The following is a 21804-nucleotide window of genomic DNA, read 5'->3' as shown; positions in this document are numbered from 1 at the left end:
CTGTGGTGCCCGCCAGGGCATGGGTGGCTAACGGTTGCCACAGCGGCTATTTGCCGTGTTTGAGGCCCTTTTCGGCTCTAACGGTTGTGACAGCGCCTATTTCCGGTTTTTTCAATAAAAAAACGTCATTTTGCTGAAATAAGCTCGGTGGCAACCGTTAGAGTTTAAAAAGGCCGCTCTTGGACCAACTCAGCCCGACGGCAACCGTCCTTTTCCTTCGTCGCCCAAAAAGCGCCAACGTTCCCGCCGGCGCCTCTGCTTGGTTAACGTTCGCGGTGCACCATATAGTCCAGCAGATGCCTTAAAAACACAGGCATCCCTGGCTGCTTCTCCAGAGCCTCCATGGCCTGGCAGTAGTGCCCCCACATTTCCTTGCGCGCCCCGTCGGAGCCGAGAACGGTCACAAAGGTCGCCCGCCGGTTCTCCGCGTCCTGGCCCGCCGGCTTTCCGAGCACCAGCCCGTCGCCCTCCAGGTCCAGCAGGTCGTCTTTGATCTGAAACGCGATGCCCGCGTGGTACGCGAAAGCTTTCAACGCCGCGACCTCCGCCTCTCCCGCCTTGGCGAGAAGGGCCGGCATTACAAGCGCCACCTCGAAGGCGATGCCCGTCTTGTAAAAACACAGCCGATTCAGCTCCGCCAGCGTCAGCGCTTTGCCCTTGGTCCGCAAATCCATTGCCTGCCCGAGGCACATATCCCCCGCTCTTTGCGCCGAATACCGCATCAAGCCAAGTACGCTTTGGGCGTCGAAGCCGTGAAGCGACGTCTGGTCCTCGATTGCTTTTTGGATCAAGTAGAGGCCGGTCAGCTCCGCCGTCGCGCTGTCGTGCACCTGATGCAGGGTCGGGCGTCCCCGGCGAACCGGCGCATTGTCCTGCGAAGGCAGGTCGTCGAAGATGAGAGACGCGGTATGCATGTACTCAAGCGACCGGAGGAGCGGCGCGATGGATGCTTCCGGAAGCCCGTATTTTTCCACGCCCATCATCCAGGTGAGAATCGGCCGGAGCCGCTTGCCGTCCCCTTCCAGGCTGTAATTGGCGGCCGATACGAGCGGTTCGTACATCTCCGCGTGATCGCCGGGAAAAACGACGGGCAGCAGCGCCTGAATCCGCTCGCGCACCGCCCGGGACGTCTCCAGAAAACGTTCCCGGTCCTCCCGGTCGCTCTTGAGCGAGGCCGCCACACGGTCACGGAGCAGCTTGTCGAAAAACTCGACGTCCTGCGCACGGAGAGCCGCCTTCTGTACCAGACGGTCGAATGCCGGGTCACCCGTGGCGAATAGCGCCATCAGCTCGTTGTATTTTTCCGCGCCGAGCCGCTGCCGGCAGCGCTTCAGCCCGTTGACGGCGCGGTCCAGAATGACTTCGCGGGTTTTGGCGTCGGAGCGGTACACCTGATGAATCAGGTGGGAAATCACCGTCCAGTAGAGGGCGAACGGATTCACCAAATCCGCGCGCGCTCCCCTGTATTTATAATAGTAGGTATAAGGGGTGACCGCGCCGTCTCGAAGGTCGTCGAACAGGTCGGCAAAATCGTCCGCCAGCTGGTTGTAGATTCCGTAGAAAAACGTCCGGCTCTCGAAGCCGTCGTCCACGGACGCGCTCAGGACGGAACGGGCGATCAGGCGGGACGAGGAGGATTTCAGAATAACCGGCAGGTAAAGCTCTTCATTCGAGTAATCTGCGTGGTCCAGCACCTTGGCCCGGTCCAATTCCTGCGCATGGAAAAAAACATAAGCCTGCTCGAAAAAAGCGCGTCTGGTTTCCGCCCGCTGCGAGCCGCGAATGTAATCGAACGCTTCCCGGAGCTCGCCGTGCACATACCGGATCAGCGCGCGGTTTTTCCCTTTCCATTCGCCCGCCGCCGGCACCACCCCGGTTAACAGAGACGTGCGGATCATGCCCGAATAACGCGCCTTCTCTTCGGCGCTCAGGATGGTGGAATCCAGCAGATCGTCGATGAACGGATAGGTCAGGCCGTAGGAATAGCCGAGCCGGATCGCCTCGTCCAGCCTTCGCGCCCGTTCGGCGGGCGGCGTTTCCTCGTCCATGTCCTCCATCACATGCAGAACGACGCCGAGAATAATTTTGATCAGCTTTCGCTGCGCATGCTCGGCGTTAAGCTCCTCCGGGACGTGAACGGCGACTTCTTTCAGCTTGGCGATCAGCCAGATGACGGCGGTTTCGACGCCCTCCTTTTGCCCCCAGCGGTACAAGCCTGCGAGGCTGAGCGCTCCGGGGTCCCCTGCCGGAGCCTTGGCCGCGGATTGAAGCAGGCGGCGTTTGAGGTCGGCCGTTGTTTTGGCCACCTGCTTCCGGGTAGCCGGGGAATCCAGCGCCTGCCCCAGGTCCCGCAAATAAAGATAGGAAACGCTCCGGTCCAGGTAGGCGTCCAGCTTGCCGCGATAATCGAGCCATTGGATGTAGCGGGTGTAATCGCCGGAATCGGGCTTCTTCGTCATGCGCGAGAAAAGCGTATGCCACCGGGACGGCATATGATTCCGCCCCCAGAGGCGGATATCTTCCGTCAGAACGGGGATATAGGTCTTTTTTGTCACTTGCTCGTAAAGGTCCGCAAAATAGCGGGCTGCCTTTCGCTCCGCCAGCAGGTACGAAGCATCGGCCTCATGGATCCATTCCGCTTTCATAAGCCGTTAACGCCCCCGTTTGCAGATTCGCGCCCGTTTTCTTACGGCGCTGCCGCCGCTTCGTACGAACGGCGACGTTTCCACTTACTACGGAAAAGTTCCCGGATGGTTACGCAAGATGCGCATCCGCCTATTGAGCAATGCTTCCCGGGACGCTTTTTGCGAAAGCACGCGGCGAGGCAGAAAAAAACGCCGCCCGGCTGCCGCTTGACGGCGCCGAATCGGCGTTTTCCCTGGTCTATTCGGTTGGCCGCAAGAATTTATTTCAGAACCGCCGAAGCGATCAGCCGGTCCAGCTTGCGGATGTCCACGCCTTTGTGCAGCTTGATTTTGATATGGCCCGCGCGCGTCCACAGTTCAACCTCGGACGTCATATCAAGCAGACGGCCGGCGTTTTCCGTCGACCACATGTTGATGACGCTGTAAGGCAGGGAATAAACCTCCACCTTCTTGCCGGTCAGCCCCTGCGCGTCCCGGACGATCAGCCGCTTGTTCGTAAAAATCGCGCTGTCGCGAAACGTTTTGTAAGCGGCGACCGCCACTTCTCCGTCGCACAGCACCTCGTTAACGTCGTTGGGAATCCCGCATTCCGATACAAAAACCCACTGCAAAGCCGTGCTTGCCTCCGCCATTTCCGTAAACCCCTCCAATGTGAATATCGGTACAAAATTCTATATTCGCCAAAAGGCGACATTCTCCTTTTTTGATCATGGGCAAAAATGGGATTGTCCTTCCGATGGCGGGAGAGGCGCACGATAGCTAAAATGGCCGCTTTCTCAGCACCCCCGGGACGTCCCGGTCCAAGGTTTTCGCCGTCAGATTCAGGTACAGCTCTTCCGCAGCCGCCACACTTGCCAGGCCGCAGACAACCCAGGCGGCGGCCATGCCGGTCAAAGGGAGCAGGAGCGGCACGCCAACGAGCGCCAGCCCGGCGGCTTTGTTGGCGCGGGTGTGGAGAGCGGCGAATGCGTGAAAACGGATGAAGCCGGCCAGGAGCGCCGCCCCTTTGGCCAGCGCGATGCCGGCCGTCCAAACCCAGATGGCGGCAGGCGGCCGAAGGAGCGGCACATACACAGCCAACATGACGCCAATGAAGATCATGTCCGCGAGGCTGTCGGCCGCGGCCCCCGCTTTGCTGGCGGTTCCCGTTTTACGCGCCACGATTCCATCCGCTGCATCGGTCAGCGCACAAAGCGCATATAGGACGTAGAAAAGAGCGGACAACGGGCGGATGAAAAGCAGTACCAGGGAAAGCAAAATCCGCAGGCCCGTTATCGCCGTCGCCGCATGCTTCATCTTCGCCGCCGCCCCTCTCCCAAAAGGCCCCTGCTCCACATCCGTGAGCAGGGACCCGCCGTTTTGCTTATTGCTTTTGGTTCACTTAGTTGCCTTTCGCTTCTTCAACCGGGTCTCCGTATACCAATCCGCGCGTGCCCGTCGCCACGTAAATCCGGCCGAACACCCGGGGATCGCCCGAAATGGAGCGAATGTCGCCGTACTGGTGCTTGTCGTCGTTGATCCGCAGCCAGCTTTCGCCGCCGTCATGGGACCGGTAAAACCCGTATTCGCCTGCGATGGTGCCGCTGGTGAACAGCGTTTTGATCTCGCTGCCGTCCGCCGGCTTGCCCAGCCCGATCCGCTTGATCGTGTCGCCGGGTTTGGAAACCCGTTTGCCGTCGAAAGCATTCCGCTCGCGGTTGAAAACAAGCCGCCAAAGGCCGCCTTCCTGCATCGCCAGCCAAACGACGCCTTCCCGGCCGGATTCGGCCCGGATTTCGTAATCCTGCTCGCTGTCGATGCCGGCGAGATCGACCGCCGGAAAGGCCTCGGGCGCTTCAATGGCCCGGAACGTTTCGCCCCGGTCCGTGCTGACGTAGAAGCCTTGCCCGTCCGCATGATCGCTGAACCCGTAGAATACTTCCGGGTTGACCCGGTCGGACATGACCTTGAAGGGAACGTCATGTCCCTCCAACCGATTCCCCTCCCGGTCGTACACCGCAGACCGGGCCCAGGTTCCGCCTTCATCATGCGTATAGACGAGGCGGGACGCATAAACCGGAAGGCCGAGCACCCACAGGATCGTGCGGCCGTCCGCGGAAATGGCGGTCCAGCCGGAGGTCACGTTCGGCCGCTGCAGCTCCCGGATCCATTCGTCCACCGCCTCGCTAAGCCCGGACGGATTGGAAAGCTGCGTCCACGTGCGCCCCTGATCCCGGGAAAGAATCAGCCCGCCTTTGGTTTTTCCCGTCCAGTTGCCGCGCGGCGTCGTGACAAGCAGATTTGGATCGTTGTCCGGAAAGTCCGCGTTCATCGCGGTGATCCAGCGGTCGCCTTTTTCATTGGCGAACGTATTCTCTGCGGGACGGTCCAGATCGGCGAACACAAACCCACCGTAATCTCCGATGATGTCAATTAATTGTACCTCGCCCGCCGGAGGAGAGTAAATGTTCAAATGCACGGTTTCCTCGACGCCTTCGTCGCAGCAGGCCCAGGTAACCGGCTCGTCCTGATCGGCCCGGGTCAGATCGCGGGTCATAAAGATGCCCGCCCCCGTGTTGAACAGCGCCATGTCCCGGTCGAACGGATTGATTTTCAGATCCGACATCCAGTGGATCAGGGAATCGTTCCCGTTGTACTCCGGCTTCTGGTAGGACACGTTAAAATCGAGCTTTCCGACGGCAAGCCCGGACATGATCGGCTTCCAGGTCACCCCGTAGTCGGTGGACCGGTAGATCGTATCCGGGGCCGCGGTGATCGTTGAGCAAATCAGCGTTCCCGGGGCCTGCCGGTCCGCGCCGATCCCGCTGATCCCGTAGCCGAGCCTGCGGTCCGGCGCGTCCGGGTCCCAAAACCCGGGGTCCACAATATTCGGCGGCGTCACGTCAAGCGCCTCCTTCACCGTTCCTTCCTCATCCAGCTCGAAGCGGTAAAGCGCGCCGTCGTAGCATTTTCCCGTGTCGCAGCCGTAGGTATGCCACTGGGACCAGCCGATGTTGTACGCCGCGTAGGAGACGAACAAATATTTGCCGACAAAAGCGGCGCGCTGTCCGACGTAGCCCGGGTAATCCGCGGGGCCGCCGAAGACCGGCGCCGGCTCGCCCGCGATGGGTGCGAAGGTGCGGCCCGCGTCGTTGCTGATGTAAACGCTGGGGCCGCGAACATTGCCGCCCGGCGATCCCTGCTGCCCGTTCGTGGCCGCGATGATGCGTGTCGCGGCACGGCCTTCGCCGCCGCTCGCCGGATCGATTTCCACAAACGCGATATTCGTTTCCGCCGGTTTGCCCGGGGCCGCTACGTTCAGCCGGGTCCAGGTGCGGCAGCGGTCGGCGGTTTTCCAGAGGCCGTCCTCCATCGTGCCCAAATAAAGGACGTTCGAGTCGTACGGATCGACAACCAGGCGCTCGCCGGTCGAACGGCCCGGGGCGTTGCCGTGAATCGTCGCCGTGTTTCCTTTGTCATCAATCACCGGCGGATCGAAGTAGGTCCAAGTCTCGCCGTAATCGGCGGAAAAAGCGATTTTATGCGTCGGATGCAAACCGACGATGGCATAGACGTAGCTGGGGTTTTGGCGGTCGAGCGCCAGCGCCAGCGGGTACGTTTCCCACATTCCCGGATCGGTGGCATGGTCCACCAACGATACCCAGCGGCGCTCCGCAAAATCGTACCGGTATGCGCCTCCGATGTCGGTGCGGCAGTACAAGATGTCCGGTACGGCGGGATGAAACACAAAGCCCGTCACAAAGCCGCCGCCCGGGACGGAAATCGATCGATAGCGGTAGGTTCCGCTTTCCTTGGCCAATTCGGCACCTCCGTATAAGTTCTGTTAGGCGAGCTGCACCAACCCTGCGGGAATTTGGGCTTTCGGTCGCTGTTGTTTTCGAATTTCTTCATCTAATACTTCATCGGAGTGGAAATCCGAAAACAAAGGCGAACGCTGCGCTCCTTCGGCTCCAAATCCCCTCCGGGCAGGCTCCGCTATTAATGAGGAAAGAACAGATCTATCCAAATCCGCCTATCCTATCCAAAGTCAAGCTTCGTAAATCGGAAGCTCCTTCTCCGCCCGGACAAAGAGAGGGATCTCGTGTACCGGAGCATCGACGGTGATTGTTTGGCCGCCCGGCAGGGATTCGCCGGTTTTGGCGTTTTTCCAGCTTTGGCCGGCCGGCAGGTAAACCTCCCGGCTCCGCTGGCCAAGCTCGAAGATCGGCGCGACCAGAATGTCGGGTCCGAACATGTACTGTGTGTCGGCCGACCAGCAGGCGGCGTCCTCCGGGAATTCATAGAACATGGCGCGCATGACCGGAGTTCCTTTTTCGTGCGCCTCTTTCATGCAGTCCCTCACGTAAGGACGGAGGCGCTCGCGCATCAGAATGAATTCCTTCATTACTTCGTAGTTCTCTTCGCCATAGCTCCAGATTTCGTTGTCGCTGCCGGTCATCATCTGCGCTACGCCGTCGATCACAGCCTGCTCCGGCTCAATGTGCGGCACGCGCTCCCCGTGCAGGCGGAGGACCGGCGTAAACACGCCGAACGCAAACCAGCGCAGCAGCAGCTCATGGAAATTCGGGTCTTTTACGTACCCGCCCAGGAAGCCGCCGATGTCGGTCGTCCACCACGGAATGCCCGCGATCCCCATGTTCACCCCGATTTGCAGCTGCTCCCGCATGGCGCGAAACGTCGAGGAGATATCGCCGGACCAGATCAAAGCGCCGTACCGCTGGCTGCCTGCCCATGCGGCCCGCACCAGGTTGCAGACGCCCTCCTGCCCTTCGGCCGTCATGCCGTCATAGTAACCGCGGGCATACTGGAGCGGGTAGATGTTCGTGCATTGCAGTGCCGGCCCCTGATGGTACCGGTACAAATCAAAATCGTACGGCCCGTATTCCGGCTCGGCTTCATCCAGCCAGAACAGGCGCACTCCTTTGTCATAGTAGTTCTTTTTGCAAACCTGCCAGACGTATTCGCGGGCACCCGGATGGGTGGCGTCGAAAAAGACGGTTTCCCCCATCCAGTTCATGTTGATGTTCATCCCGCGGTCGGCGGAAATGAGATAACCTTCCTCGTTCATCGGGCCGTAATTCTCGGAACGGCTGTCGATCGTCGGCCAAACGGATACCATCAGCTCGGTGCCCATTTCCTTCAGCTCCCGGATCATGGCTTCCGGGTCCGGCCAATCCCGCGGCTCAAACTTGAAATCGCCCTGCTTCGTCCAGTGGAAAAAGTCCACGACAATCACGTCGAGCGGGATGCCGCGCCGCTTGTACTCCCTCGCCACGGTCAGCAGCTCTTCCTGCGTGCGGTAGCGAAGCTTGCACTGCCAAAAGCCAAGCCCGTACTCCGGCATCATCGGCGCTTTGCCTACGGCGTTTGCATACTGCTCCTCGATTTGGGCGGGCGTTTTGCCTGCGGTGATAAAATAGTCCAGCTTCTTCGTGCTCGCCGCCGTCCATTCCGTCCGGTTCGTGCCGAACGTAACGGTCCCGATGGCCGGGTTGTTCCAGAGGAAGCCGTACCCCCGGCTGGACAGCATGAAGGGCACGCTCGTTTGCGAGTTGCGGTGGGCCAGCTCCAGGGTGGCGCCTTTTTTGTTCAGCAGCCCCTCCTGATATTGGCCGAGCCCAAAAATTTTCTCGTCTTCGTATGCTTCAAAACGGAGCGTCAGCTTGTAATCGCTCGATCCGGTAAGCGGTTTCAATTCTCGGCCTTCGACACGAAGCGGCGCGCAGTACCGGTCGATCCGGTTGCGGTCGCGCCAGTATTCCTCGGTGAGCAGCTGCCCGTCGCTGTTCGTGAACGAAAGCCAGCCCTCCGCGTTAAACGAAGCGGTGATCTCCCCGTTCCGGATTGTCGCCACCTGGGCGCGGAACGTCCGCTGCTCACGCTCCGCCTCGGGAATCCACGGCTCGACAAGCTCCGTTTCGCCGATGGTAATCTCGGCGGACGCGGCGGCGGGCTCGTCCAAAAGCGCCCAATCGTTTCCATCCATTTCGGCTTCCTTCGTCATGCGCACGCGCAGCGAATTAGCGCCCCACGGCTCAATCCAAATCGTCTCCGCCCCGGCTCTTCCGATCAGGCGGTTTCCTTCTCTTCTGAATTTCATGCGGCTCCTCCTTTTTGGCTGGCAACTTCGCTATAATGGAAGGGAAGGGCCGTTTGGCGTTACGCTTCCGGTTCCCTTCGCTTTACTTGAATTATATTTCTTGTTTTCGCACGATTCTTTAAGTAAATTGCCGAAGAGTAACACTATTTTCCCCTTTTGGAAGATGAGGCGAGCTTATGAAACCCCGACTGCTCCTGAAGGAAAAAGCGGTGCACGGGACCCCCCTTCTACCCGCGGCGGTACACCGGTTAAGCTACCCGGCGGGCGCCGACGCGTTTTTCTATCTGCATTGGCACTACGAATTCGAATTCGTGGCGGTTCTGGAAGGGGCCATGGTGTATACCATTGAGGAAGAAGACCATTGTGTAAAAGCGGGAGAAGGGCTGTTCGTTTCGTCCAACCAGCTGCATGCGGCCCGCTCGCTGGACGGCATGCCTTGCGAAGCCTGCGTCGTCGTTTTTCATCCCAATCTGTTCGGCGACAATCCGCAGAGCGGGGCCTATGCGCGGTTTGTGCATCCGCTGCTGAAAGGCGAGCGGACCTTTGCGAATCACCTGACGGGGCGCAAAAGCTGGGAACAGGAGGCGCTCGGCCGGTTGCGGGAGATCGACGCTTTGCGGGATTATCCGCTGGCGGACGTAGAACTGCTGCTCAAAAGCAAGCTGTTTGAAATCTGGCATCTCTGCTACCGGAACGCCATTCCCGCGCTTTCTCCCGGAAGGGACAACCCCGCTTACAAGGTTGAGCGGATGCAGCCGGTGATCGCCTACATTCAGGCGAATTACGGCGAGGAGATCACGCTGAAGGCGCTGGCCGATCTGCTGCCCATGAGCGTCGGCCAGTTTTGCAGCGCTTTTAAGGAAGTGATGCACCTGACGCCGATCGCCTACGTGATCCGTTACCGGATTCTGCAAAGCTGTTCCCTTCTTATGGAAACGGACTGGAAGATCGCGGATATCGCGCGGCACGTCGGGTTTAACAATGTCAGCTATTTCAACCGCGAGTTCGTCAAAGCCATCGGCTGCTCGCCGCGCCGGTACCGGAGCGAGGGGTGAGCTCCGCCGGGGACAGCGGGCAATACCTGCTCCGGCTGTCCGGCGGCGAAGCTTCCGGCAAGCCGCTTGCCGACGAGCCGGCCTTTTTCCGAAAGCACGGGGCGGGTTCCTGTCTCTGCTCCAAGCTCCGTCTCCTCCCGTTCTCCGGCCGTTCCGGCCGCCCGGCGTCCAGCGCCGGAATAAGAATTGCCCCGGGCCCGCCGCTTCGGCGAAACATAGCCCGGGGCTTTTTGCTGCTGCCTTTCCCCGTCCTTTCGCAATATCGCCTCCTATTGCCTGGCCTGGAAAAATCTTTTCGGCGAAGGCTTCGGAAAGTTTGATTAAAAGTTAATTTTCTGTAACGACAAGTTTAAATCCCGAAACTATTCCGCGCGTTTATCTGGTATAATCACGTTGTTTGTTAAAAAGTCATCCTCGTTCTCTTCAACAGGAGAAACAGAACAAGCAGAAACAGGTGATGAAATGTTTGAGTTAAAATGGCTGTGGCAGAACCTGAAGGGCGACCGGGCCCGCTACATTCTGGCGCTCTGCCTCTCGGTTGTCGGCTCCGCGCTGACCATCGTGAATCCCTACATCAGCCAACGCATCGTCGATACCTTCATTGCGGGGGACGACGCCGTGCAAAACCTGACGGATCAGCGGGGACTTCTGATCGCGCTCTGCCTGGGTATGATCGGCTTCTCTCTCCTTCGGACGGGTCTTGCGTACCTGACGACGATGCAGTACGAGCACTCCTCGCAAAACATGCTGTACCGGGTCCGTATCTTTTTGTACAACAAAATTCAAGGGCAGGACATGGAATACTACGACCATAACCGCACGGGCGACCTGATGACCAAAATGACGGGCGACCTCGACATGGTCCGGCACTCCATGGCCTGGATAATCAAGACGATCATCGAATCGGTGACCATCTTTGTTGCCGCGGTCGTCTATTTTTTTACGATTGACGCGGTTCTCACCTTGTGGCTGCTGGTCCTGGCTCCGCCCATTTTTATCGTGGCCTACCTGTTTGCCAAAAAAGTCCGTCCCATGTACATCGACCTGCGCGAGCGGCTGTCCCAGCTGAACTCGACCACGCAGGAGAACATCTCCGGCAACCGGGTCATCAAGGCCTTTGCCCGCGAGGACTACGAAATCGAGAAATTTTCGGAAAAGAACCTGAATTACTCCAAGGCCAACAAAAAAGCCGCGCTCGTCTGGCTCGATTTCTTTCCGTTCCTGGAAACCTTCGCGCAGGCCTTCAACGTCATCCTGATGTTCGTCGGCGGCCTGTACGTCATGAACGACCGGATTACGTTCGGGGAATTCACGGCTTTCTCCTCGCTGATCTGGGCCGTGTCCAACCCGATGCGCAACATCGGCATCATTATCAACGACATTCAGCGGTTTTTCGCCAGCTTGAGCAAGATTGTCGAAATCTACTACGCCAAGCCGTTTATCGTCAACGAGCACAATCCGGTGGACAAACGGCGGTATGCGGGCGGCATCGAGTTCGAGCATGTCACGTTCAAATATGACAGCGTTCCGGTGCTGCAGGACGTCAGCTTCAAGATCAAGCCGGGCGAAACCGTGGCGATCATGGGCTCGACGGGTTCGGGCAAGACGACGGTGATCAACCTGATCCCCCGTTTCTACGACGTGACCGAAGGCCGCGTGCTGGTGGACGGCGTCGACGTGCGCGAGCTGGAGCTTGACGAGCTGCGCGGCAACATCGGCGTGGCGACGCAGGATGTGCTGCTCTTCTCCGACACGATCGACGGCAATATCGCCTTCGGCGACCCCGATCTTCCGGAGGAAGACACGGTCAAATACGCGCGGCTTGCCGCCGCCCACGACTTCATCACCAAAATGCCCGAGGGGTACGACACCATTGTGGGCGAACGCGGGGTCGGCCTCTCCGGCGGACAAAAGCAGCGGATCGCGCTGGCGCGTGCCTTGGCTGTCGGCCGTCCGATCCTGATTCTGGACGACACGACGTCCGCCGTCGACCTGGAGACCGAGGAGCACATCCAGAAGAGTCTGAGCGAGCTGGACTTCCCCTGCACCAAGATCATCATTGCGCAGCGGGTATCCACGACGGCAAAAGCGGACCGCATTCTGATCCTCGATAACGGCCGTCTGATCGAAGAAGGCACCCATGCCGAGCTGCTGGCAAAACGAGGCTATTACTACGAAGTATTCATGCTGCAAAACGAAGGCATCGGAAGGCAGGTGACCGCGAATGGCTAGAAACCGCTTCGACGTCGACGAGAACCTTGAGTCCCCGTTTGACATCAAACACTTCCGCCGCGCGATGATTTATATCAAGCGTCAGAAAAACCAAATGATCCTGGCGTTCGTGCTGAGCGCCCTGTCGGCGGCGATCGCCTTGTCGGCTCCGCTGATCATTCAGCATGTCGTGGACGTCACCATCCCTGAAAAAGACGTTCCGGCGCTCGCCATCTGGTCGGTGGTGATGCTGCTGACCATCGTCGTCAGCGTTATTCTCGCCACCATCCGCTCGCGCATCATGACGCGGGTCGGGCAGGACATCATTTTTGAAATCCGGTCGGACCTGTTCAAGCATTTGCAGGCGCTGCCGTTCAAGTATTACGACGACCGTCCCCAGGGCAAAATCCTGATCCGCGTCGTCAACTACGTCAACTCGGTTTCGGATGTGCTCTCCAACGGCATCATCAACTTTATTCTGGAAATCGTGAACCTGCTGTTCATCGCCGCGTTCATGTTCGCCGTCGACGTCCGGCTTTCGTTCGTCACGCTGGCCGGACTGCCCGTGTTCCTGGGCATCATGATGCTGATCAAAACCCGGCAGCGCCGCGCCTGGCAGGCGGTGTCCAACAAAAGCTCCAACCTGAACGCTTACCTGCAGGAAAGCATCAGCGGCATCGGCGTTACGCAAATTTTCTCGCGCGAGCAGCGCAACGAAGGCATTTTCACCCGGCTGGCCGGCAACTTCCGCAAGGAATGGATGCGCGCCCTCCGGTACAATGCGCTGATCCCGTTCTCGGTCGACAACCTGGCGACCATCGTCACGACCCTGATCTACATGATCGGTCTGCTGGCGCTGAGTCCCGCGGATGTAACCTTCGGCGTTATTCTCGCCATGAGCAGCTACGCGGCCCGCTTCTGGCAGCCGATTCTGAACCTGTCCAACCTGTACAACAGCTTCATCAACGCCGTGGCCTACCTGGAACGGATTTTTGAAACGCTGGACGAACCGGTGACGGTCAGCGACGCCCCGAACGCCAAGGCGCTCCCGCCCGTTCAGGGCCGGGTAACGTTCGACAACGTGACGTTTGCTTACGATCCGGGCCATACGATTCTGGAGAACCTTTCGTTCGATGTGAAGCCGGGCGAAAGCATCGCCCTCGTCGGTCCGACGGGCGCGGGCAAAACGACGGTCGTCAACCTGATCTCGCGCTTCTACAACCTGACCGGCGGCCGCATTCTGATCGACGGCGAGGATATTTCCCAGGTGACGCTGAATTCCCTGCGCAGTCAAATGGGCATCATGCTGCAGGACAGCTTCATCTTCTCGGGCACCATCCTGGATAACATCCGGTACGGCCGCCTCGACGCCACCGAGCAAGAGATCGTCGCCGCCGCCAAAACGGTACGGGCCGACGACTTCATCCGCGAATTCGAGCAGGGCTACCTGACGGAAGTGAACGAGCGCGGCTCCAAACTTTCGCAGGGGCAGCGGCAGCTCATTTCGTTCGCGCGTACGCTGCTCGCCAACCCGCGCATCCTGATCCTGGACGAAGCGACGTCGTCGATCGACGCCAAGACGGAGCGCCTGCTTCAGCAGGGCTTGAACGAGCTGCTGAAGGGCCGGACGTCGTTCATCATCGCGCACCGGCTGTCCACGGTCAAAAACTGCGACCGCATCATGTACGTGTCGGACAAAGGCATCGCCGAATACGGCTCGCACGACGAGCTGATGGCGCGCAAAGGACTCTACTACCGGCTGTACACGGCTCAGAAAATGGAAGCCATTTAAAGCCGGCCAACCGCAAAACAGGCACAAGGCGGATTTCCCAGCAGGTTTTCTTGCGGGAAATCCGCCTTTTTTGTTTGGTCCGCCCTGTCATGTACGTTTGGTCCATGCATCGAACCGTGACGCCACTGTTCGCTTCAGCTCGCTTAACTTGCAGCCGTTGCCGATTGCGTCACATGTCCCTTGTTAGCATCACATGCGATCTGTCCTTCTTGCTTCTCTCACCGTCTGCCCTTTGGTCCTGTTTACTCAGGGCTCACCATCGGTTCCCACACGACCCGCTTACTCTGCGGCTCCATCGTCGGCGCCGTACTTCCTGCTTTCGCAAAATCCATTGCTTCCGCCGTTTGTGTCACGTTCCGCCAATTCCACTTCTTCCACCGCCCGCGTCACGCCATGCTAACTCCACTTCTTCCACCGTCTGCGTCACGCCATGCTAACTCCACTTCTTCCACCGTCTGCGTCAAGCAGCTCAACTATAATTGTGTTTGCGTCGGTTTTGGCTGTTGGCTCCAGTTTGCATTTGTCTGTCATTTCGGATCGTTTGTAGCTGCTTGGTTTTCTAACGGTTGCCACAGCGGCTATTTGCCTCTTTTTGCACCTTTTTCCGCTCTAACGGTTGTGAGCGAGCTTATTGTCCCGTTTTTATCAAAAAAAACGGCATTTTTGGCCCAATAAGCCCTGTGGCAACCGTTAGAATCCGAACAGCCCGTTTTTTCGCCAAATAAGCTCTGTGGCAACCGTTACACTTGGAAACGCCAAACTTGCCGGCCACGTCCAGGACTAGCCCCGCCCTGCATCTTGGACCAACCAGCGATTGGCGGAAAGGGAGGCTGAGCGGCTGCGAACTACCAGCGAAGAGAGACGCGAAGCAGCGAGCAGCACAGTGTTAGAGATGTGGCACCAGCGCAGCACTCGAAACACGGCGAGCTGCGATTAGCGCAGCCGCTAGAGAAGCCGCCGGCCGGCGCAAAAGGTGCAGCCGACTGCACCTTTTGCGCTCCGGCCGGGCAAGGCAGGGACCTTGCGCTCCGGCCGGGCAAGGCTGGGACCTTGCGCTCCAGCCGGGCAAGGCAGGGACCTTGCGCTCGGGCCGGGCGATGCTGGGGCCCGCGCTCTGGCGCTCCGGAGGCGTCCGTTCACGTCCGCCTGCCGGACGGGCCGGCCACAAACGGATCGTAGTCCGCCACGATCAGCATATCCAGATGACGGGCGTTCCGCAGCAGGTAATGCACGAAGCTCTCCTTGAAGAGCGTGCGCCATAACGGCTTTCCCGATTGACCGATGATCAGCTGCGTCGTGCCCACTTCGTTTATCCGGTCCAGCAAAACCTGATGGAGGTTCGCGCCGCTTCCCGCCTCGGCCACCTCCATGATCCCGCCGAGCCGTTCCGTCAGGTGGCGCACCGTCTCCAGCCGCTTCTGCTCCTCCGGCGTCCGTCCGGCTCCGCAGTGCACATAGTGCACGTGCCATTCGGCCTTCAGCCGGTGCGCGATGCGGAACCCCCGGCGGATCAGCCGTTCCGCCCGGGGGCCTAGATCCACGCAGACGAAAATCACTTCCCGCCGGCTCCACGTCCCCCGCAGAGCGGCGTCCCGGTCCCAGGCCTCCAGCCTCTCGTCCACGTCGTCCGCAATTTCGCGAAGCGCCAGCTCGCGCAGGGCGATCAGATTGCCGATCTTGAAAAACGATTCCAGCGCCTGGCCGACCTTCTCGGCCGCGTATATTTTCCCCGCCCGCATCCGGTCCTGAAGCGTTTGCGGCGTCACGTCGATGAGCTCGACCTCATCCGCCATTTTCAGGATGGCGTCGGGCACCGTTTCCCGGACGCGCACGCCGGTCAATTGGGCCACCGCATCATTCAGGCTTTCCAAATGCTGCACATTGACCGTGGTGATAACCGAAATGCCGTTCTCCAGCAAGCGGAGCACATCCTCGTAGCGCTTGCGGTTTTGGCTGCCGGGCACATTGGTATGCGCCAGCTCGTCGACCAGAACCACCTCCGGGCGCCGGGCCAGAATCGCATCCGTGTCCATCTCCTCCAGCACGGCGGACTGATACGATACCTTCGCCCGCGGAACCGCAGCCAGCCTCCCTACCTGCTCGACGGTTTCTTTTCGCCCGTGGGTTTCCAGCAGCCCAATGACTACATCGATGCCTTTGGACAGCAAAAGATTGCCTTCCTGCAGCATTTTATAGGTTTTGCCGACCCCGGGAGCGGCGCCAATGTACACTTTAAAGGTGCCCCGCCGGATCGTCTCGATTTTCTTTTGCAGCTCCTTTCCACTCAAGCGGTGAAAAAGCTCCTTTTTCTTCGGGGCCGCCTTCATCGGCAGAATCCGTTCCCCTTCCTGCTGGGTCCGGTCCGCCATCAGGAAAACATCGATATTGCGCGTCCGGCGCAGCACGCGGTTTGCGATGGAGCCCTGCCATTTTTCCTGCCAGCGGCTTTTTCGGGAATGCCCCATGACGATCCGGGTCACGTTGTGCTGTATGGCGTACCGCACCAGCAGCGAAGGAAGCTGGCGCAGCCGGGCCAAGGCGAGCTCCTCGAAGGTGGCGTCCACCCGTTCCGCCAGCTTGACAATGGCCCGCTTGAACGCCTGCTGCTCCTTGCTCAGCGGCCGCTTGGGCAGCACAAAGGTGACGACAATCAGGTCCCCGTTCAGACGTTTGGCGATTTGCTGGCCCCTTCGCACATAAAGCGAGCCGTTCCAATGGTACTGGGCGGAAACCAGAATCCGCTCGGTCGCGCCGGAAGGGCCGAGCAGCCCCAGCTCCTCGCGGTGCTTTTCCAGCGAATCGTTAACCCCCTCGGCCACCAGCCGCAGGGCTACCTCGCGCAGCACCCCGAGATTGCCCCGGCGCGACATCGCCGGATGGAGCTTGTCGCCCAGAATGCCCTCTTCGATCCGCTTCAAAATGGTTTCCGGCGACACGTCGATCAGACGCACCTCGTCCGCAAGCTCCAGCGTGTTCAAGGGCACCGTTTCCTCCGCCCGAATCCCCGTCATCTGGTAGATGAAATCTCCCGCACCGGCCAGTTCATAGACATTGATGGTCGTGATCACGCTGATGCCGTGGCTCATCAAATGACGGATATCCTCGAGGCGGGTGGGAAAACGCGCACCTTCCCGGTTCCGGTGAGCCAGTCCGTCCACAAGCAGCACCTCGGGGTTGCGCTCGAGGATGGCCTCAAGCGGAAGGTCCTTTAGCTCGTTCCCGTCCTTCCGCCAATGAATGCTCGGAATCCGCTCCAGCGCCTCCAGCTGCTGGACCGTTTCCGTCCGCTGCATAGTCGAAACGGCACAGCAAACCACATCGAGGCCCTGTTTTTTTAAAAAGTTGCCTTCCTGCAGCATATGATACGTCTTGCCCGAGCCGCTCACCGACCCGATGATGATCTTCAGCTTGCCCCGATGAAGGTTGTAAATGGAATGCAAAATCTCCTCCGGGGTTTTGCGCTTGTAAGGCGGCATGCGGCCGTACTCCTTTCCTTTAATCCTTGAACCTTGAACCGGGAACAGCCCCGCCCGCAAAGAAAGCGGACAGGGCGTCGGCCGGATTATTGCTCCGGCCGTTCCGTTAACGCGATGTTCAGCTTCAGCACATTCACCCGCTCTTCGCCAAACAGCCCGAGATCGCGGCCTTCGGTATGCTCCGCCACCAACCGCTCCAGCGTTTCCGCCGGAATTCCGGTAAGCTTGCTGATTCGCGGAATTTGCGCCCGTGCCGAAGCGGGACTGATATGCGGGTCCAGGCCGGAACCGGAGTTGGTGATCAGATCGACCGGCAGACGGCTGACCGGAACATCCGGATTGTTTGCCTGCCACTCCGCGATGGATGCCCTCGTCCGCTCCAGCATGTCGGGATTGGACGGACCGTAGTTGTTCGAGCCGGATGCCTCCGCCTTGTATTCAATACTGGACACGCGGCCGTGGAACAAGGCCGGATTGGTAAACTGCTGGCCAATCAGCTCCGAGCCGATGACCGTGCCCTGGTCATTTTTGATCAGACTGCCGTTTGCCTGATGCGGCATCAAAACCTGAGCGATCCCTGTCGAAGCCAGCGGGTATACGACGCCGCAGGCCACAATGAACACCAGACTGAGCCGTATCATGGTCAGCAGGCTGGAGCTTTTCGATCCTTGGCCGTTCCCGGCGGCTTCCGTTCTCGCGTTGTTCATTTTTTTCATCCTTTCCCGCACCTCGCGGTCTCTTAAATCCAGATGCTCACAAGCAGGTCGATCAGTTTGATGCCGACAAACGGTACAAGGACGCCGCCCAAGCCATAGACAAATAAATTCCGCCGGAGCAGCTTGACCGAGCTCATCGGTTTATAGGAAACCCCTCTCATGGCGAGCGGAATCAGCAGAGGAATGATGATGGCGTTAAAAATCAGCGCCGAAACGATCGCCGAGCTTGGGGAGCCGAGGCCCATTACATTCAAAAGCTCCATCTGCGGGATGGCGAGCGTAAACATGGCGGGAATAATGGCAAAATACTTGGCGATGTCGTTCGCGATGCTGAAGGTGGTCAAAGCGCCGCGCGTCATCAGCAGCTGCTTGCCGATGGCCACCACCTCGATGATTTTGGACGGGTCGGAGTCCAGGTCCACCATATTGGCCGCTTCTTTGGCGGCGGAGGTTCCGCTGTTCATCGCAAGTCCTACGTCGGCCTGTGCCAGAGCCGGCGCATCGTTCGTGCCGTCGCCGGTCATGGCGACCAGCTTGCCTTCCTTTTGCTCGCGGCGGATGACCTCGATTTTGTTTTCCGGGGTGCTTTCCGCAATGAAGCTGTCCACCCCGGCTTCGGCCGCAATGGTTGCCGCCGTCAGCGGGTTGTCGCCGGTGCACATAATGGTTTTGATGCCCATGCGGCGCAGCTCGTCAAACCGTTCCTTCATTCCCGGCTTGACGGTGTCCTTCAGGTAAATCAGCCCGTAAATGCGGTCGTTTACCGCCACGGCCAGCGGGGTTCCCCCTTTGCCGGCAATGGCACCCGAATGCTGGTCCAGGTCGCCGGGAACCTGGCCGCCTTGCGACGCCACCCAGCGCTTGATCGAATCCACGGCCCCTTTGCGGACCTGGCGGCCGTCCGGCAAATCCATTCCGCTCATGCGGGTTTCCGCCCGGAACTCGATAAATTCGGCGCCCGCTCCCAAGCCTTCCTCGTAAGGATGCCGGAGCTTTTTCACGAGCTCGATAACGGAACGGCCCTCCGGCGTTTCGTCCTGCAGCGAGCTGATGGCCGCCCAGGCCGCCAGGTCGCTTTCGGTCTCCTTGCCGACCGGGACAAATTCGCTCGCCATCCGGTTCCCGAAGGTAATGGTACCGGTTTTGTCCAGAATCATCGTGTTGATATCGCCGGCCGCTTCGACGGCCTTGCCGGACATCGCCAGCACATTGAACTGGGTCACCCGGTCCATCCCGGCAATCCCGATGGCGGACAGAAGCCCCCCGATGGTAGTGGGAATCAAACAAACCAGCAGCGCAATGAGAACCGGAATTTCCAGCTCGACTCCCAGGTAAGCCGCAATGGGCCGCAAGGTAACGACGACGATCAGGAAGATAATCGTGAGGCTGACGAGAAGCGTGTTCAGGGCGATTTCGTTTGGTGTCTTCTGCCGCGAGGCGCCTTCCACCAGGGAGATCATCCGGTCCAGAAAAGATTCGCCGGGCTCGCTCGTCATGCGGACCTTGATCCGGTCGCTGACGACCCGGGTTCCGCCGGTGACCGAGTTGAAGTCGCCGCCCGCTTCTTTGATAACGGGCGCCGATTCGCCCGTGATGGCCGATTCGTCTACCGAAGCCAGCCCCTCGATGACTTCCCCGTCGCCGGGGATCAGCTCTCCTTGGCTGACGAGAACAATGTCGCCTTTGCGCAGTTCGGAGGAAGCGACCGTTTTAAACGAATTCCCGACCAGCTTGTTGGCGGACACCTCTTTCTTCGTTTTTTTCAAAGTATCGGCCTGCGCCTTTCCCCGTCCCTCCGCCAGCGCTTCCGCAAAATTGGCGAACAGCACCGTCACCAGCAAAATGAGGAACACCGCAGTGTTAAACCCGACGGAATCCCCCGCCCCGAAATAGCCCGGAGCCAGCACCATCAGCAGAACCAGCAAAGCTCCGACCTCGACGACAAACATAACCGGATTCTTGAGCATGCGGGCCGGGTTCAGCTTGAGAAAGCTCTCCTTGACCGCCTGAAGAACGATCGGACCGGTGAGCAGCTTTTTGCGTTTGACAGAACTCATCTCTTTCCCTCTCCCCTACCGTAATGTCAGATGCTCCGCGATCGGACCGAGCGCCATGACCGGCAGAAAGGTCAGCGCCCCGATCAAAACCACGGTGCCGATCAGAATACCGGTAAACAGCCCGTTATCGGTCCGGAAGGTTCCGATCGTTTCCGGGACGGCCTGTTTCCGCCACAAGGAACCGGCCACCGCCAGCATGGCGATGATCGACACGTAACGGCCGAGCAGCATGACAACGCCTGTCGTGAGGTTCCAGAACGGCGTGTTGTCCGCCAGACCCTCAAAGCCGGAGCCGTTGTTGGCGGCGGAAGAGGTGTACTCATACAGCACTTGGCTCAAGCCGTGAAAACCGGAGTTGCTGATGCTTCCCTGGCCGAGATCGGTCAAGAAAGCGAGAGCCGTCGGGCCGAGAATGATGAGGGGATGAATGAGAATCGCCACGGCGATCAGCTTCATTTCCCGGGCTTCGATTTTCTTTCCGAGAAATTCCGGCGTCCGCCCGACCATCAAGCCGCAGAGGAACACGCCGAGCAGCGCATACATCAGCATGTTGATCAGACCGACGCCTTTGCCGCCGAACACGTTGTTCAGCATCATCAAGGCAAGCGGCGTCACGCTGCCCAGCGGTGTCTGCGTATCATGCATATTGTTGACGGAGCCCGTGGTGGCGGCTGTCGTCACCGTGGTAAAAAGCGACGATTGCGGAATCCCGAAACGGACCTCCTTGCCCTCCATATTGCCTGCCGAGGCGTCGATGTTCATGGTCTGAATCGCCGGATTGCCCCGGCTTTCCGCATAAACGTTCAAGGAAAGCAGCAGAACGAAGAGGATCATCATCGCCGCAAAGACTCCCCAGCCCTGCCGCCGGTTTTTGGCGAACCGGCCGTACATGTACGGAAGCGAAGCCGGCAGCGTCCACATGGCCAAAATCTCAATGACATTGGTAAGCGGGCTCGGGTTTTCAAACGGATGCGCCGAGTTTGCCCCGTGCGAGCCGCCCCCGTTCGTGCCAAGGTGCTTGATCGATTCGAGCGAAGCCACCGGGCCGGCCACCATCTGTTGCGTTTGTCCTTCGATGGTTGCAGCCTCGATGGTCGGCTGCAAGGTTTGCGGCACCTGCAGGGCGACCAGCACCAGGGTTAGCACGAAGGCAAACGGCAGGAAAACCCGGGTGTGTGCCTTGACAAAATCGACAAAAAAGTTGCCCAGCGACTTCTGGCCGGTAATTCCCCTGACAAACGCCGCGGCTACGGAAAACCCGCTCGCCGCGGAGGTGAACATCAGCATGGTGATGACGGCCATTTGCGCAAAAAACGAAAGGCCGGTTTCTCCGCTGTAATGCTGGAGGTTGGTGTTGGTGATAAAGCTGATCACGGTGTTAAAGGCCAGCGTCGGCTCCATATTGCCGATTCCGTTCGGATTGAACGGCAGCGCGCCCTGAACCCGGAGAAATACATACCCGAATGCGGTAAGCACAATATTGGTTCCCAAGAAACAGACGGCGTACCGCTTCCAGGACATGCCCTCCCGGTTTTTCAAACCGGCCAGCTTGTAAATCCCCCGCTCGGCCCCGCCAAAAATCCGGTCCGTCCGGTTCGGCTCATTGGAGAATACATGATACAGATAAGTCCCGACCGGCTTTACCAGCGCCAGCAGGATCAGAATAACCGCTGCAATTTGCAAAATGCCCACGTTGGCCCCTCCCTGGGTGAGGCGGAATTCCGCCCAATAATCTCACGATTCGAAACCGGC

The 21804-nt window shown here is 59.3% G+C and carries 13 protein-coding genes; 3 read left to right on the top strand and 10 right to left on the bottom strand.

What is annotated here, in order from left to right; all coding sequences use genetic code 11:
- Positions 1–263: 263 nt before the first annotated feature.
- The 5 genes from AC6I6H_RS11230 to AC6I6H_RS11210 all read right to left on the bottom strand — a co-directional run bounded on the left by AC6I6H_RS11230 (position 264) and on the right by AC6I6H_RS11210 (position 8745).
- Positions 264–2645, bottom strand: coding sequence for a polyprenyl synthetase family protein (locus AC6I6H_RS11230; RefSeq protein WP_497953858.1), 2382 nt, complete (start codon positions 2643–2645; stop codon positions 264–266).
- A gap of 260 nt (positions 2646–2905) precedes the next feature.
- Positions 2906–3277, bottom strand: a complete 372-nt coding sequence (locus AC6I6H_RS11225) for a PH domain-containing protein (RefSeq protein ID WP_497953857.1) — start codon at positions 3275–3277, stop codon at positions 2906–2908.
- A gap of 127 nt (positions 3278–3404) precedes the next feature.
- Positions 3405–3941, bottom strand: coding sequence for a CDP-alcohol phosphatidyltransferase family protein (locus AC6I6H_RS11220; protein ID WP_497953856.1), 537 nt, complete (start codon positions 3939–3941; stop codon positions 3405–3407).
- A gap of 85 nt (positions 3942–4026) precedes the next feature.
- A complete protein-coding gene (locus AC6I6H_RS11215; RefSeq protein WP_497953855.1) occupies positions 4027–6444 on the bottom strand; it encodes a WD40/YVTN/BNR-like repeat-containing protein in 2418 nt (805 codons plus the stop codon).
- 228 nt (positions 6445–6672) lie between these two features.
- Positions 6673–8745 (bottom strand): glycoside hydrolase family 31 protein, encoded by a 2073-nt coding sequence (locus tag AC6I6H_RS11210; RefSeq protein WP_497953854.1) that lies wholly within the window; start codon positions 8743–8745, stop codon positions 6673–6675.
- Between the two features lie 176 nt (positions 8746–8921).
- On the opposite strand from AC6I6H_RS11210, the gene AC6I6H_RS11205 reads away from it, so the two are divergent.
- Positions 8922–9800 (top strand): AraC family transcriptional regulator, encoded by an 879-nt coding sequence (locus AC6I6H_RS11205; protein ID WP_497953853.1) that lies wholly within the window; start codon positions 8922–8924, stop codon positions 9798–9800.
- Here AC6I6H_RS11205 and AC6I6H_RS11200 read toward each other — a convergent pair.
- A complete protein-coding gene (locus AC6I6H_RS11200; RefSeq protein WP_497953852.1) occupies positions 9734–10060 on the bottom strand; it encodes a hypothetical protein in 327 nt (108 codons plus the stop codon). The genes AC6I6H_RS11205 and AC6I6H_RS11200 overlap by 67 nt on opposite strands.
- A 202-nt stretch (positions 10061–10262) precedes the next feature.
- On the opposite strand from AC6I6H_RS11200, the gene AC6I6H_RS11195 reads away from it, so the two are divergent.
- Both AC6I6H_RS11195 and AC6I6H_RS11190 read left to right on the top strand, forming a co-directional pair.
- The gene (locus AC6I6H_RS11195) at positions 10263–12032 is read left to right on the top strand and encodes an ABC transporter ATP-binding protein (protein ID WP_497953851.1); all 1770 of its coding nucleotides are present in this window, start codon (positions 10263–10265) and stop codon (positions 12030–12032) included.
- Positions 12025–13803 (top strand): ABC transporter ATP-binding protein, encoded by a 1779-nt coding sequence (locus AC6I6H_RS11190; RefSeq protein WP_497953850.1) that lies wholly within the window; start codon positions 12025–12027, stop codon positions 13801–13803. The genes AC6I6H_RS11195 and AC6I6H_RS11190 overlap by 8 nt, the downstream gene beginning before the upstream one ends.
- A 1136-nt stretch (positions 13804–14939) precedes the next feature.
- Here AC6I6H_RS11190 and AC6I6H_RS11185 read toward each other — a convergent pair.
- From AC6I6H_RS11185 to kdpA, 4 genes are all read right to left on the bottom strand, one after another.
- Positions 14940–17279, bottom strand: coding sequence for a histidine kinase (locus AC6I6H_RS11185; RefSeq protein ID WP_497953849.1), 2340 nt, complete (start codon positions 17277–17279; stop codon positions 14940–14942).
- Positions 17280–17365: 86 nt separating this feature from the next.
- On the bottom strand, positions 17366–17986 hold the full coding sequence (gene kdpC / locus AC6I6H_RS11180; RefSeq protein WP_497953848.1) for a potassium-transporting ATPase subunit KdpC: 621 nt from the start codon (positions 17984–17986) through the stop codon (positions 17366–17368).
- A 32-nt stretch (positions 17987–18018) separates the two neighbouring features.
- Positions 18019–20052, bottom strand: a complete 2034-nt coding sequence (kdpB, locus tag AC6I6H_RS11175; protein ID WP_497953847.1) for a potassium-transporting ATPase subunit KdpB — start codon at positions 20050–20052, stop codon at positions 18019–18021.
- Between the two features lie 15 nt (positions 20053–20067).
- Positions 20068–21744: a potassium-transporting ATPase subunit KdpA gene (kdpA, locus tag AC6I6H_RS11170; protein ID WP_497953846.1), complete on the bottom strand. Its 1677-nt coding sequence runs from the start codon at positions 21742–21744 to the stop codon at positions 20068–20070.
- Between the last annotated feature and the right edge of the window lie 60 nt (positions 21745–21804).

Source organism: Gorillibacterium sp. sgz306347 (genome assembly GCF_059735245.1).
The sequence above is the reverse complement of the archived record's forward strand: the minus strand, read 5'-3'. Positions and strand labels throughout refer to the sequence as shown.

What these genes read in the sequence shown, in the direction of transcription:
- AC6I6H_RS11230 (WP_497953858.1), bottom strand. Translation starts at nt 2,645, where the DNA reads ATGAAAGCGGAATGGATCCATGAGGCCGATGCTTCGTACCTGCTGGCG.
- AC6I6H_RS11225 (WP_497953857.1), bottom strand. Translation starts at nt 3,277, where the DNA reads ATGGCGGAGGCAAGCACGGCTTTGCAGTGGGTTTTTGTATCGGAATGC.
- AC6I6H_RS11220 (WP_497953856.1), bottom strand. Translation starts at nt 3,941, where the DNA reads ATGAAGCATGCGGCGACGGCGATAACGGGCCTGCGGATTTTGCTTTCC.
- AC6I6H_RS11210 (WP_497953854.1), bottom strand. Translation starts at nt 8,745, where the DNA reads ATGAAATTCAGAAGAGAAGGAAACCGCCTGATCGGAAGAGCCGGGGCG.
- AC6I6H_RS11205 (WP_497953853.1), top strand. Translation starts at nt 8,922, where the DNA reads ATGAAACCCCGACTGCTCCTGAAGGAAAAAGCGGTGCACGGGACCCCC.
- AC6I6H_RS11195 (WP_497953851.1), top strand. Translation starts at nt 10,263, where the DNA reads ATGTTTGAGTTAAAATGGCTGTGGCAGAACCTGAAGGGCGACCGGGCC.
- AC6I6H_RS11190 (WP_497953850.1), top strand. Translation starts at nt 12,025, where the DNA reads ATGGCTAGAAACCGCTTCGACGTCGACGAGAACCTTGAGTCCCCGTTT.
- AC6I6H_RS11185 (WP_497953849.1), bottom strand. Translation starts at nt 17,279, where the DNA reads ATGCCGCCTTACAAGCGCAAAACCCCGGAGGAGATTTTGCATTCCATT.
- kdpC (WP_497953848.1), bottom strand. Translation starts at nt 17,986, where the DNA reads ATGAACAACGCGAGAACGGAAGCCGCCGGGAACGGCCAAGGATCGAAA.
- kdpB (WP_497953847.1), bottom strand. Translation starts at nt 20,052, where the DNA reads ATGAGTTCTGTCAAACGCAAAAAGCTGCTCACCGGTCCGATCGTTCTT.